General features: G+C 69.9%; 11 protein-coding genes. 8 read left to right on the top strand and 3 right to left on the bottom strand.

Annotated features, from left to right (window positions below; all coding sequences use genetic code 11):
* Positions 1–25: 25 nt before the first annotated feature.
* A complete protein-coding gene (locus ACFYRH_RS03155; protein ID WP_387767238.1) occupies positions 26–430 on the bottom strand; it encodes an SRPBCC family protein in 405 nt (134 codons plus the stop codon).
* 2 nt (positions 431–432) lie between these two features.
* Entirely contained in the window at positions 433–909 is a 477-nt protein-coding gene (locus ACFYRH_RS03150; protein ID WP_387767235.1) for a MarR family winged helix-turn-helix transcriptional regulator, read from the bottom strand.
* A 164-nt stretch (positions 910–1,073) separates the two neighbouring features.
* Here ACFYRH_RS03150 and ACFYRH_RS03145 point away from each other — a divergent pair, with 164 nt between their 5' ends.
* Positions 1,074–2,699: a long-chain fatty acid--CoA ligase gene (locus tag ACFYRH_RS03145; protein WP_387767232.1), complete on the top strand. Its 1,626-nt coding sequence runs from the start codon at positions 1,074–1,076 to the stop codon at positions 2,697–2,699.
* A gap of 798 nt (positions 2,700–3,497) precedes the next feature.
* Here the strand turns inward: ACFYRH_RS03145 and ACFYRH_RS03140 are convergent.
* The gene (locus ACFYRH_RS03140) at positions 3,498–4,313 is read right to left on the bottom strand and encodes an aminoglycoside 6-adenylyltransferase (RefSeq protein ID WP_387767229.1); all 816 of its coding nucleotides are present in this window, start codon (positions 4,311–4,313) and stop codon (positions 3,498–3,500) included.
* Positions 4,314–4,420: 107 nt separating this feature from the next.
* Between ACFYRH_RS03140 and ACFYRH_RS03135 the strand changes: the two genes are divergently transcribed.
* The 7 genes from ACFYRH_RS03135 (at position 4,421) to ACFYRH_RS03105 (ending at position 12,755) form a co-directional block, all read left to right on the top strand.
* Positions 4,421–7,816, top strand: a complete 3,396-nt coding sequence (locus ACFYRH_RS03135) for a DNA polymerase III subunit gamma and tau (RefSeq protein WP_387767226.1) — start codon at positions 4,421–4,423, stop codon at positions 7,814–7,816.
* 275 nt (positions 7,817–8,091) lie between these two features.
* Positions 8,092–8,640, top strand: coding sequence for a YbaB/EbfC family nucleoid-associated protein (locus ACFYRH_RS03130; protein WP_387767223.1), 549 nt, complete (start codon positions 8,092–8,094; stop codon positions 8,638–8,640).
* A gap of 1 nt (position 8,641) precedes the next feature.
* Complete coding sequence (gene recR / locus ACFYRH_RS03125; protein ID WP_387767220.1) at positions 8,642–9,241, top strand: recombination mediator RecR; 600 nt, start codon at positions 8,642–8,644, stop codon at positions 9,239–9,241.
* Positions 9,234–9,878 (top strand): DUF5063 domain-containing protein, encoded by a 645-nt coding sequence (locus ACFYRH_RS03120; protein ID WP_387767217.1) that lies wholly within the window; start codon positions 9,234–9,236, stop codon positions 9,876–9,878. Before recR ends, ACFYRH_RS03120 begins: the two co-directional genes overlap by 8 nt.
* A gap of 82 nt (positions 9,879–9,960) precedes the next feature.
* On the top strand, positions 9,961–10,473 hold the full coding sequence (locus tag ACFYRH_RS03115) for a hypothetical protein (protein ID WP_387767214.1): 513 nt from the start codon (positions 9,961–9,963) through the stop codon (positions 10,471–10,473).
* 32 nt (positions 10,474–10,505) lie between these two features.
* Entirely contained in the window at positions 10,506–11,159 is a 654-nt protein-coding gene (locus tag ACFYRH_RS03110) for a hypothetical protein (protein ID WP_387767211.1), read from the top strand.
* Between the two features lie 21 nt (positions 11,160–11,180).
* Positions 11,181–12,755 carry a serine/threonine-protein kinase gene (locus ACFYRH_RS03105; RefSeq protein WP_387767208.1) on the top strand — a complete coding sequence of 525 codons (1,575 nt, stop codon included), beginning with the start codon at positions 11,181–11,183 and terminating at the stop codon, positions 12,753–12,755.
* Positions 12,756–12,950 lie beyond the last annotated feature (195 nt).

The raw sequence follows: 12,950 nt of genomic DNA, 5'->3' as shown, positions 1-12,950 counted from the left end.
GGCGTGAGCGTAGTTCGCGCACGCGTCAAGCGGTATGGGCCAGTTGAACTTGCCGGATGCGGTTGGCGAGGCGGGCCAGCCGGATGGTCGCGATGTTCCGGTACGCCGGGCGCAGGACCGTCGCGAGCGGGCCGGACTGCTCGAACGTGTGGGTGACCCGGCTGTCGTCGCCGATCGTCCACGTGCCGACCTCGCGGAAGCCGGGGACCTGCCAGACGATCTCCACCCGGTCCGCCTCGACGACCGTGTACTGCAGCTCGCCGGAGAAGCCCGGCCGGACGCGCAGCGAGTAGCGGGTGCCGGGGTTGGTCTCGCGGGGGCCGTCGATGGCGAGGAACGCCTCGTTCCACTCCGGCAGTCCGAGGGCGTCGAGCAGCACCTGACGGATCGCTGCCTGGCCGGCGTGGATGGTCTCGGTGGCCTGTTCCATGACTAGTTCTCCTGGTGGGCGAGGACGGGACCCCGTCGGCGGGCCAGTGCGGCCCCGGTGGGAAAGGCGTCGGCGAGCGTGCGGAGCGTGGTGATGGTCTCGTCGAGCGCCTGGCCGGCGACAAGGTCGTGCATGGTGCGATGCAGCCGGTTCTCCGCGGTGATGATGCGCCGGTGCAGGGCGCGGCCCTGCGGGGTCAGGCTGAGCGTGAGATAGCGCTTGTCCACCTGGTCGATGCCACGTTTCACCAGGCCCTGCGCGACCAGCCGGTCGACGAGTCGGCTCGGACTGTTACCGGTCTCGCAGACGAGCAGGGCCCCCAGTGCGTTGAGCGTCATCGGACCGTGGTCGCGGAGGACGCGCAGAACCTCTGCCTGGGAGGGCGTGATGCCCAACGGGCGTAGCTCGGCAGCGAGCAGCCGATTGCCCTCGCGCTGAATCGCCAGCACGAGATAGCGAAGCTCCTCGACAACCTTCATGCCGGACATATTACACGACATGTATGTCGTGTCATTTATCTGGCAGGCGTGTTTCCGGTGATCGGCCGATCGCTGTTGCCCGAGGCGCCGGTTCCGGAAGAGTGCCGGAGAAAGTCCGGTTGAGGTCATGGTCAAGGTGACATCGCGACTGGCACAGTGTGTGCATGAAGGGTCTGATGCAGAACTACCAGCTGTCACTGGACACGATCTTCCGTCGTGCGGAGCAGTTCTACCCGGACAAGACGGTGCACACCGGCGGCCCGGCGCCGGTCACGCTGACGTACGGCGAATGGGCCGACCGCACCAGACGGCTGGGTGGCGTCCTGGACACGCTCGGGATCAGCCCCGACGGCCGCGTCGCCACCTTCGCGTGGAATTCGGGCCGTCACCTCGAGCTGTACTTCGCCGCGCCCTGCACCGGCCGGGTGCTGCACACGCTCAACATCAGACTCTTCCCCGACCAGGTCGTCTACATCGCGAATCACGCCGAGGACGAGGTCGTGTTCGTCGACCGGTCACTGCTCGGGCTGTTCCTGCCGCTGCTCGACCGGCTGACCCAGCTGCGGCACATCGTCGTGATGGACGACCTGCCGCCCGGCGCGCCCGGCGCCGAGATCCCGGACGATCCGCGCTTCCACGACTACGAGGAGCTGCTCGCCGCCGCGAACCCGGTCGAGTTCCACGTCGACGACGAGAACCAGGCCGCCGCCATGTGCTACACGAGCGGTACGACGGGGAATCCGAAGGGTGTCGTCTACTCCCATCGGTCCACCTGGCTGCACTCGATCGGTGTCCTGACCAACGCCGGCATCGGGCTCACCGAGACCGACACCGTGATGCCGGTCGTGCCGATGTTCCATGCGAACGCCTGGGGTCTCGCGCATGCGGCGCCGATGGCGGGCGCGTCGCTCGTCTTCCCGGGGCCGGACATGACGCCGAAGGGGATTCTCAAGCTGCTGCAGGAGCAGGAGGTCACGCTGTCGGCGGGCGTGCCAACGATCTGGCAGGGGTTGTTACCGCTGCTCGACGGGGTCGAGCTCCCCAAGCTGCGGCGGATCCCCTGCGGCGGGTCCGCCGTACCCGAGGCGTTGTCGGAGGCGTTCCGGGAGAAGCTCGGCAGGCCGATCCTGCAGGCGTGGGGGATGACGGAGACGAGCCCGGTGGCGACCGCTTCCCACGTCCCGGCGCGGAACGCGGATCTTCCGCAGGAGGAGCAGGCGCACCTGCGGGCGCGGGCCGGTCTGCCGCTGCCTGGTGTCGAGGTGCGGATCGTCGAGCCCGGTTCGATCACGCCGCTGCCCTGGGACGACGAAGCGACCGGCGAGCTGCAGGTCCGCGGCCCGTGGATCGCCGCGGAGTACTACCGGCCCGACGACGGTGCTCAGCTGAACACCGAGGACGGGTGGATGAAGACGGGCGATGTCGCCGCGATCGACCAGTACGGCTCGGTGCGGATCGTCGACCGGACCAAGGACCTGGTGAAGTCCGGTGGCGAGTGGATCAGCTCGGTCGAACTCGAGAACCTCTTGATGGCCCATTCCGCGGTCAAGGAGGCCGCGGTGATCGGCGTACCGCACCCGAAGTGGGACGAGCGGCCGCTCGCGTGCGTCGTACGGGTCGAGGGTTCGAGCGTGACGGGCGAGGAGATCCTCGAGTACCTGCAGCCGTTGGTGGCGAAGTGGTGGCTGCCGGATGCGGTCGAGTTCATCGACGAGGTCCCGAAGACGTCGGTCGGCAAGTTCTCCAAGAAGGATCTGCGGACGAGGTTCGCGAACTACCACATGAAGTAAGTCCTCGGCCGATGCAGGTTGGTTGCCGTGAGCATCCGTGCCCACGGCAACCACCCCGAGGAGCCGTGTGGATTCCTCGAGCGGCGTATCGGCGACCGCGTGGGGAGGCTTGGCGGGAGAGATGGAGCGTGGGGAAGCTTGGCGGGGGTGACGGCCCGGGCGGGGGATGCGACGGGGAGCGCGGGCGCGAACGGCACCACCGGTGAGCGTTCACGGTTCTTGTGGATGCGCTCGGAGGGGCACCCGGCGTCGCCAAGGATCGTCCACCCGGAAGGTCCCTCCCGCACGACCCGTCCGGCACGCTACTCCGCGACCGTGAACGGCCCGTCCGGCACGCTACTCCGCGACCGTGAACTCCCCGTCTCGGTCGCCCCGAACACGATCCCCGCGGATCCGGCGTGCCGGCGGACAGGCATCGGCTTGGTAGCTGCCCCCCGCAGCTACCAAGGTTGCCCGCTCAGATTCCTAGGGGGGCACCCTCCATCTCAGGGGATATCCCCTCGTGTTGTCCCTTCTCCCCTCCTGTACCAGGGGAGAAGGGACAACACTGACGGTTAACCCCTCGTCTGACATTCGTGCGAGCGTCCGGCGGCTCCCGGCGCCGCCGCCCAGTACGTCCCGCCAGCCGAGGCCATCGCGCTCTGGGGGGTGCCTCCTCAAGTGGAGGGTTGCCCCCTCGGATTCTGAGGGGGCAACCCTCCGTCTCGAGGGGCATCCACCCGTGTGTGCCTTCTCGGGGCCCGCGCCAAGACGGGTAGCGCTGCGTACGGCGGTAGCTCTGCGTACGGCGGTGGTGGGTCAGGCGAAGTTGGTGTGGAAGTGGTTGTGGAGGTGCTGGAGGGTCGCCTCGACGTACTCGGTGGGCCACGGGGTGTCGGTGAGCTTGGCCAGGGCAGTGCCGCGGGTGATGAACTGGCGGCAGATGTACTGGTTCGCAGCGATCACGTCGGCCGGGTCGGTGCCGGCCGCGGGGATGGCCTCCAGCGCTGCGCGCTGTTCGTCGGAGAGTAGGGCGTTGAGGCGCTTGGCCCCGCTGGTCCGGCGTACGCCGCGTTCGGCCAGCATCAGCGTGACGAGTTGGTCGCGTACGGCGCCGACGCCCTGGTTCGCGACGATCCGCTCGTCACGACCGAGCACCGTCACCAGGTTGCCGAGGAAGTAGAAGAAGAGGTTGACGGCATCGGTCGGCCAGTACGGGTCACCTGGGCGACCACCCTGGGGCGCGATGTCGCCGTCCGGGAACAACGTCCCGTCCCGATCGAACAGCACCTTGACCCCGTCGTACTGAAGCCGGTCGAAAGAGGCGAGCGGGTGGATGATCAGGTCGACGTGCAGCCAGTCCGGCGTGATGCCCAGCCCGCCGACCAGCCCGGGGATTCGGTCCGTGTGGACGGTCGGCCCGGTGAGCTCCCGCAGTACGTCGTCCCAGTGGTCCTGGAACCACGCCGTACTCTCGTCCGCCACCACCAGATGCACATCGACGTCGCTGAACCGGTCGGCCGCACCCGTCGCGAAGCTGCCGACCAGGTAAACCGCCAGAACCCGGGGGTCCGTGACAAACGCCTCGCGCGCCCGCTGGATCACGCCCTGCTGCCGCTCGTCCCCAGTCCACATCCAGCCCACCCTAGGCCGCCGCCGTATCACCGGGGCCGCGCTGGTCGCGCGAGGCCGGGACGTGGAGTGGGCGGGGAAATGTCCGGGGGCGGCGCTAGGGTTGCCGCGTGGAAGCGCCTCTTGCTCTGTATCGCCGGTACCGCCCGGAGACGTTCGCGGAGGTGATCGGGCAGGACCATGTCACCGCACCGCTGCGGAACGCGTTGAGTAACAACCGGGTGAATCACGCCTACTTGTTCTCCGGGCCACGCGGATGTGGGAAGACCACCAGCGCGCGGATCCTCGCCCGCGCGATCAACTGCGAGAAGGGCCCGATCGCCGAGCCGTGCGGAGTGTGCAAGTCGTGCACCGACCTGGCGCGCGGCGGGCCCGGCAGCATCGACGTGATCGAGATCGACGCGGCGTCGCACGGTGGTGTGGACGACGCTCGCGATCTGCGCGAGCGGGCGTTCTTCGCGCCGGTCGAGAGCCGCTACAAGATCTACATCATCGACGAGGCGCACATGGTGACCACGCAGGGCTTCAACGCCCTGCTGAAGCTGGTCGAGGAGCCGCCGCCGCACCTCAAGTTCATCTTCGCGACCACCGAGCCCGACAAGGTGATCGGGACGATCCGCTCCCGGACGCACCATTACCCGTTCCGGCTGGTGCCGCCGAAGGTCCTCGCCGACTACATGGCCCGGCTGTGCGAGTCGGAGGGCGTGGCGATCGAGTCGCCGGCGCTGCCGCTGGTCGTGCGGGCCGGTGCCGGTTCGGTGCGTGACTCGCTGAGCGTGCTCGACCAGCTGATCGGCGGCGCTGGCCCCGAAGGGGTCACGTACGAGCTGGCGGTCGCGCTGCTCGGCTTCACGCCCGACTCGCTGCTCGACGCGTGCGTCGACGGGTTCGCGGCGCACGACAGCGCGGCGGTGTTCGAGACCATCGACAAGGTGATCGAGACCGGCCAGGACCCGAAGCGGTTCGCCGAGGACCTGCTGCGCCGGCTACGTGATCTCGTGGTGCTGTCCGCCGTACCGTCTGCGATCACGTCCGGCCTGATCGAGGCCGCCGAGGACCAGGGCGAGCGGCTGCAGACGCAGGCCGCCGGGATCGGTCCCGCGGAGCTGACGCGGGCGGCGGACATCGTCGCGGCCGGTCTGCTGGAGATGCGGGGGGCGACAGCGCCTCGGCTCCAGCTGGAACTGATCTGCGCCAAGGTGCTTCTGCCCGGCGCCGACGACTCCACCAACGGCATCCAGGCCCGCCTCGACCGCATGGAACGCCGCCTGGCCATCGGGGTCCCTGGAGGTACGCCGGACCTCGCGCCCGGCGCCGCGGCCCCGAGCTCGGCCTCGGCCGCAGGTTCCTACGGCGACGCGGGCCTTGGTACCCCCCCAGCCGACGCCTCCAGCAGCCGAGCCGCGGCTCGAGCTGCCGCAACCACCAGCCGCGCTGGCACCGCGGACTCCCCGTCCGGATCTGCTGCAGGTGGCATGGGTGACCCGGCGGGTGTGGGCGGTCCAGCTAGCGCCGACCGTGCAGGCGGGTCGGACGGTCCGAGTGGGTCGGGTAGTGCCGATGGTCGCGGCGGAGCAGACGGCGGATCGTCCGGTGGTGCTCCTGCAGGCGACGCTGGCGCTGCGGCGTCGCAGGGTGCTGGTGGGGCGCCCGGTGCTGCTGCATCTGGTGCCGCAGGCGCTGATGCCGCCTCGAGCGGTGGGGCCTCGAGTGGTGCGGCCTCGAGTACGGCGAGCTCGAGTGGGGCGGGCTCGGGTCGTGCGGGTTCGGGTGGTGCCGGTGGTGCGGCGGCAGGCGGCGCTGGTGGTGCGCGTACGGGGGCTTGGGGTGATGAGCCGCCGATGTCGGCTGCGACGGTTGGACAGTCGGCACCAAATACACAGTCAGCACCAGCTGCGCAGTCCGCAGCCCCCGCGCAGTCCGGTCCGGTCGCTCAGGCTCCGGCGGCCGCTCAGGCTTCGCCCGTTGCGCAGGGTGGGGGTGTTGGGCTGGCGGATATTCGGCGGTTGTGGCCTGAGGTGCTGGACGCGGTGAAGGCCAAGCGGCGGTTCGCTTGGATCATGTTGAGCCAGAACGCTCAGGTGATCGCGATCGACGATCAGACTCTGACGCTCGGCCTGGTGAACGCAGGTGCCCGCGAGAGCTTTGCCCGGTCCGGCAGCGACGAGATTCTTCGGCAGGCGATGATCGACACGATCGGTGTGAACCGACGGGTCGAGGCAGTCGTCGACCCGTCCACCGATCCGGGCGGCGGCTCCGTCAGCCGCCCCGGACCCCAACCCGGCGGCTCCAGCCCGCAGGCGGGCGGCCCAGGCGGCCACGCGCCCGGCGGATCCGGTGCGCCGAGCGGAGGCGCGCCGAGCGGAGGCGCGCCGGCTGGTACGGCGAGTTCGGGTGGCCCGGCGACCGGCGCAGGCGGAGCAAGCTCCAGCGCGGGTGGTCCAGGAGCGACCGGCTCAGGACCGACCGGACCTGGCGGCAGCGGACCTGGTGCGACCGGACCTGGTGCGATGGGCGCTGACGCTGACGGGGATGGCGCCGGCTGGTCTGGCGCGGGCAGCACGGGCGTTGACGGTAGTGGCGCCGGCTGGTCGGGCGCGGCCGGATCCGGCGCCGCTGGCTCGGGCGAGGCTGGCTCGGGTGGATCCGGTGCCGCGGTGCGAGGCGGCGCGGCCGTCGCGGACGGCGCGGACGGGTTCGGGGGCTCGGGTGGGCCGGGTGGATCTGGTGGTTCTGCGAGCAACGTGAGCGGTGGGCACGGCACCGGCGGCGCTGGAGCTGGAGCTGGTGGCGCGGCGCTCGGTTCGGCTGGTTACGGCGGCGGTGCGGGGAGTGCGGCTGGCGGTGCTGGAAACGTAGGCGGGGGTGCCTCGGCTGGCGGTGGCGCTGGTGCCGGAGGCCTGGGGGCTGGTTCCGCAGGAGCTGGCGGCGGCGCGGCTGGTGCTGGTGAGGCAGGAGGTGTTAGCGGCGCCGCGAGCGCCGGTAGTCCTGCTGGCGCTGGTGCGGCCGCGGGCGCTGGTGCCGGGGCCTCTGGCGGTGCCGGGGCCTCTGGCGGTGCTGGGGGTGCTGGTGGTCAGCGTGGAGCTGGTGGCCAGGGGGCGGCCGGTGGAGATGGCGCGCGGACTGGGGCCTGGGGTGAGGGGCCTGGAGGGTCGGTTGCGCTGCGGGAGCCGCCGGACTCTGAGTTTGATGTGCCGCCGGAGCCGGATCCGTGGGAGGACGGGCCGGCGGCGCGGCCGGGGCGGCAGTCGCCGGGGCGGCAGGCCGCGGTGGATCGGCGGGAGCAGGCGGCTAGTAAGCGGCGGGCCGCGGAGGCGGCGGTTGCTGCCGAGCAGGCGCGGCGGGCGGCTGCGGCTCCGGCGGCGCCTGAGGTGCCGCTGACGCCGGAGGAGGAAGCGGACTCGATCGGCGAGGACGACCTGGTGCTCGAAGAGGACTCGCGATCGCACACCGACCTGCTGCGGGACACGCTCGGTGCCCAGATCATCACCGAAGAGCCCAACTGAGTTCACGCCGGCGTCGCTCGCTGGTAACAGGCTCGTCCACACGCTGCGGAGCGCAGTCACGCGCAGTATCCCCATAATCCACAGGCCTGTGGATAAGGTTGTCCACAACAGTGTGAACAACCATGGGGAGACTGGTCGGTTTCTGGGTGCGGCTGGGGTTGTCCGGAGGACCGGCTAGTGTTGAGGCTCCGGTGGCAGACAGGCCCGGAGAGGCGTGTCGAGGCCGGGAAGGTAAGCACGGGGCTCGGGAGAGCGGTTCGGACGAGGAGATCGCAGTGTTCGACGGTGGCGGTGCTGGGGGCTTCGACATGTCCAACCTGCTCGCGCAGGCACAGGCGATGCAGAACCAGCTGATGGAAGCGCAGGCCGACCTCGAGGGTCAGGAGATCGAGGGTTCGGCCGGTGGTGGTCTGGTGACCGCTCTGGTGTCCGGCACGGGCGAGCTGCTCAGCCTGAACATCAAGAAGGAAGCCGTCGATCCGGACGACACGGAGACGCTGGCTGACCTGATCGTCGCCGCGGTGCGCGACGCCTCGGAGAACGCCAAGCAGGCCGCGGCCGCCGCGATGGGACCGCTGGCCGGCGGGCTCGGCGGTGCGTTCGGCGGCGAGGGCGGCATCCCCGGTTTCGGCGGCGGACAGTCCGGCCCGGCCGGATTCACCCTGCCTGGTGCGGCGCAGCCGGCGGTCGAGTCCGGCGACGACGAGCCGACGCCCGGCGGCGCGACCGGCAAGGACGTGGGCAGCGCGAGCGACAAGAGCGGCGGTGTCGGGTTCGTGAACCCGGGGAGCGCGACCGGCGAGCCCGGTCAGAACCCGGCCTGACGTGTACGAGGGGGCCGTTCAGGATCTCATCGACGAGCTGGGGCGCCTGCCCGGAGTGGGCCCGAAATCCGCACAGCGGATCGCGTTCCACCTGCTCGCCGCGGACGAGACCGACGTACGGCGGCTTGCGCACGTGCTCGTGCAGGTCAAGGAGAAGGTCAAGTTCTGCGAGATCTGCGGCAACGTCGCGGAGGACGTGCAGTGCCGGATCTGCCGTGACCCGCGCCGGGACCTGAGCCTGATCTGTGTGGTCGAAGAGGCCAAGGACGTGGTGGCGATCGAGCGCACCCGCGAGTTCCGTGGCCGGTACCACGTGCTCGGCGGGGCGATCTCGCCGATCGAGGGCGTCGGGCCGGACGAGCTGCGGATCAAGGAGCTCATGCAGCGGCTGGCCAGCGGTGAGGTGACCGAGATCATCCTGGCCACCGATCCGAACCTGGAGGGCGAGGCGACGGCGACGTACCTGAGCCGTCTGCTCCGGCCCATGGGCTTGCGCGTGACCCGATTGGCTAGTGGACTTCCAGTAGGCGGTGACCTCGAGTACGCGGATGAGGTCACCCTCGGACGGGCGTTTGAAGGGCGACGATCGATCGATGACTGAACCAACGGATATTGCGGAACGCGCTTTGGCCACCGACAACGAGGACCTGACCGAGTTCGCGGAACAGATCGCCGACCAGGTCCGGAGCTTCCTGATCTCGGTGCGTGACATCGCCGCGCAGCCGGACGAGGACGGGGTCGACGAGGGCCTCGCCTCACTGCCGTACCTGCTGCTCGAGGTGAGCCAGCTGCTGCTCGCCGGCGGCCGGCTCGGCGCCTTCGAGGACTTCGTCCCCGAGGAGCGGTTCGAGAGCGACGCCGGTCCGGACCCGGACCTGGACGCGATGCGCGACCGGCTCGCGGTGCTGTTCGAGGGCCTCGACGAGTACGCCGAGGTCTTCGACCCGTACGCCGCTCCGCCGGAGATCACCGTGAACCGGCTCTCCGACGACCTCACCGCGATCGCGACCGACCTGGTGCACGGCCTCGCGCACTACGAGGACGGCCGGGTCGTCGAGGCGCTGTGGTGGTGGCAGTTCTCCTACGTCTCCACGTGGGGTGCCGCGGCGAGCGCCGTACTGCGGGCCATCCAGTCGCTGATCGCGCACGACCGGCTGGAGCCGGCGCACGACGCCGAGACCGAGGCGACCGACCGCGAACTGGTCGAGGTCGCCGAGGAAGTCGTCCAGCGCCGGTAGTTATCCACAGCTTGCTCCTGACCGGCCCACGCGGGGTCCTCAGCCCCTACGGTGAGGGATCGTCCCGGTCAGGAGGCCCGTTGTGGACCAGCAGGTGGAGGAACTCAGCGCGACGTTCAGTACGTCGCGCGTGCGGGCGATCATCTGGGCGCCGATCGCGACGTTCCTCGTCGTCGGCTTCTCCCCCCGCGATCTGAAGTACGAGCACCCGGTCTGGGACGTGTTCTTCAACCTCGTCTGCCTGCTGTTTCTCGTCCTGGCGGTCCGCGCGTGGATCGCCGTACTGCGTCCGCGCTTCGAGCTCCGGCTCGCGTCGGACGCGCTGACGATCAAACGTGGCCGTCGCAAACTGATCGCGCCGTGGCAGTCCGTCGGGCGGGTCCGCGTCGAATGGCACTCCAAGGTCCCGTGGGTGGTGGTCTGGCTCGACGCGACAGTCACCCCGGACGACGTGCCGGTCCGACGTCGGGAGGACGGCAGCTATTGGGTGCTCCCGGTCGGGCTCGGCCGGTCCACGCGTAAGCGCACCAAACAACTCGAGCAGTTCCGCACCGCCGTCATGGGGTGCGGCGGCCGTTACCTCGACCCGTTCTGAGCTCTGCACCCGGGACTCGGTTGAATGGTGCGGTGTCGGTTCTCGAAGTGGTGCGGCGGATGCCGGAAATCAGCGACGTACGGCGGGTCAGCCGCGCGTTGGCAGTGCTCGATCTGGTGTTGAACGAGGACGCCACCACGCGGTACTACGAGTTCGATGCGCGCTGGTCCGCGACCGAGGAAGCGGCACTGATGCGGGACGGGTCGGGGAACGAGTACTCGATCGTGTTCTCGCCGGATGGGGCGTTCGCGTACGGGTTCGATCACGAGTCGCCGATGTCGCCGTACGGGAACGACATGCGGCCGTGGCCGGGGTTGCTGGACGGCGTCCCGGAGGAGTTCCGCGAGGCGCGGGACGACAAGGCGTTCTGGGACGTGGCCGGTGGGCCGCGGGCGACGGTGTGCTTCTGGCGGACGACCGGCGACGCGGCCTGGCAGTGCGGTCCGGTCGAGAACGTCGAGGCCGACGGGGCCGACTGGCTGTTCGAGTTGGTGGCTGACGGGCGACCGGAGGCGTACCTGACGTTCGCCGAGGACTACTACGAGGTCGCCCTCGACCTGGAGGCGATCCGGTACGTGTACGCGCTGATGCCGTTGACGGAGTACGTCGTGACGTCGCTCAACCGGCAGCGGCGGTTGGCTGACCTCGCCGAAGGGATCGCCGAGATCGGGTACCCGCGGTCCTGAAGCGCGTTAGCGTGACGCCCGATGACTACGCACCCACAGGATCCGGCGGTGGTCGGGTCGTTCGCGATCCAGGGCCGGCTCGGCCGTGGGGCGATGGGTGCGGTCTATCTCGCGCGATCTCCGGGCGGCCGGTTGGTCGCGGTGAAGGTGGTGCGCGACGAGCTCGCCGGTGACTCGGGATTCCGCGCGCGGTTCGCGCGCGAGGTCACCGCCGTACGGAAGGTGAGCGGGGCGTTCACCGCGGCAGTGATCGACGCCGATCCGGACGCTGACCGGCCATGGCTGGCGACCGAATATCTGCCGGGACCGACGCTGCAGAAGGCGATCGAGACCTCGGGACCGTTGCCTGCGGACGGCGTCTGGGCGCTCGCGGGCGGACTGGCCGAGGCGTTGGGGGCGATCCATGCGAGCGGCCTGGTGCATCGCGATCTCAAGCCGTCGAACATCGTGCTCACCGACAACGGTCCACGGGTGATCGACTTCGGGATCGCGCGAGCGCTGGAGGAGGCGAGCCTGACGGCGACGGGCATGGTGATCGGTACGCCGGGATACCTGTCGCCGGAGCAGATCACGGGGAGCGGGATCGGGCCGGCGAGTGATGTGTTCGCGCTGGGTGCGGTGCTGGTGTTCGCGGCGTCCGGGCGTGGCCCGTTCGCGACCGGGAACCCGGCGTCGCTGCTGCACCGCATCGTCAACGAGCAGCCGAACATCCCACCACTCCCGGGCCCGCTGTACGACGTCGTACGCCGATGTCTCGCCCGCGATCCCGCCCAACGCCCAACCCCGGCCGACGTCCTGCAAACCCTCGGCCCTCCGACCCCAACCACCCTCCAGCACCCCACCACCCGCACCCTCCCACCCCCAACCAAACTCCTCCCACCACCACCGAACCCACCCACGCTGAACCCACCCGCGCTGAACCCACCCACGCTGAACCCACCCACGCTGAACCCACCCACGCTGAACCCGCCCACGCTGAACCCGCCGCCGCTGAACCCAGCGCCGCTGAACCCGCCGCAGCCTCCCCACCTGCCGCAACCGCAGCTTCACCAGCCGCTGCAACCGCAGCTTCACCAGCTGCCGCAGCCGCAGGGCGTCGGTGCGAGCTTCGTCACGAGCCGCGCGAGACCTGCGGTGTTCGCCGCGATCACCAGCTTCCTGGGGTTGGCGTTCATCCCCGGCGACCCGCGGATCCAAGCCCTGCACCCCGTCCTCTCCACCCTGTCCGCCCTGGTCTCCCTCGCCTTCGGGTACTTCGCCGTCCGCCACTGGATCCTCGTCCTCCGACCCAAGGTCGTCCTTCGCCTGTCCCCACAGGGATTGACGGTCACGCGCGCGTACCGCGAGGCCACCATCCCGTGGTACGGCGTGACGCGGATCCGCGTGAGTGGTGACGTCAAACGCCCGTGGCTGATCGCCTGGCTCGAGCCGCCGTACCAGAACAAACTCCCCGTCTCGCACCGCCGCCACCACGGCGCGCTACGCATCTACCCGATAGCCCACGGCGCCACCCACCACCGCCAACTCACCCAGACGAACGAACTCCGAGCCGCCCTCAACTGGTACGCAGGCCCCCACCACGACAACTCGTACTAGCCAACGCCATGTCGGGGGTTGCCCCCTGAACTGGTCGGTTGCCCCGCCGAGATCCCAGGGGGCAACCCGCCAGTTGATGGGTCAACCCTTCACTTCGCCGAGGTCAAGGAACTTCGGGCCGCTCTCAGGTGGTGCGCCGGTCCTCGCCGCGGCGGCTAGTACTAGCCCCAGGCCGTGTCGGGGGTTGCCCCCTGA

This window comes from Kribbella sp. NPDC004875, assembly GCF_042873375.1.
Classification (GTDB): Bacteria; Actinomycetota; Actinomycetes; order Propionibacteriales; family Kribbellaceae; genus Kribbella.
Note: the sequence above shows the minus strand (reverse complement) of the source record. Positions and strands in the feature narration are given on the sequence as shown.

Bases quoted from the DNA above. Each gene is read 5' to 3' on its own strand.
- ACFYRH_RS03120 (WP_387767217.1), top strand. From the start codon at position 9,234: ATGACTGAACCAACGGATATTGCGGAACGCGCTTTGGCCACCGACAAC.
- ACFYRH_RS03145 (WP_387767232.1), top strand. From the start codon at position 1,074: ATGAAGGGTCTGATGCAGAACTACCAGCTGTCACTGGACACGATCTTC.
- ACFYRH_RS03105 (WP_387767208.1), top strand. From the start codon at position 11,181: ATGACTACGCACCCACAGGATCCGGCGGTGGTCGGGTCGTTCGCGATC.
- ACFYRH_RS03150 (WP_387767235.1), bottom strand. From the start codon at position 909: ATGAAGGTTGTCGAGGAGCTTCGCTATCTCGTGCTGGCGATTCAGCGC.
- ACFYRH_RS03155 (WP_387767238.1), bottom strand. From the start codon at position 430: ATGGAACAGGCCACCGAGACCATCCACGCCGGCCAGGCAGCGATCCGT.
- ACFYRH_RS03140 (WP_387767229.1), bottom strand. From the start codon at position 4,313: ATGTGGACTGGGGACGAGCGGCAGCAGGGCGTGATCCAGCGGGCGCGC.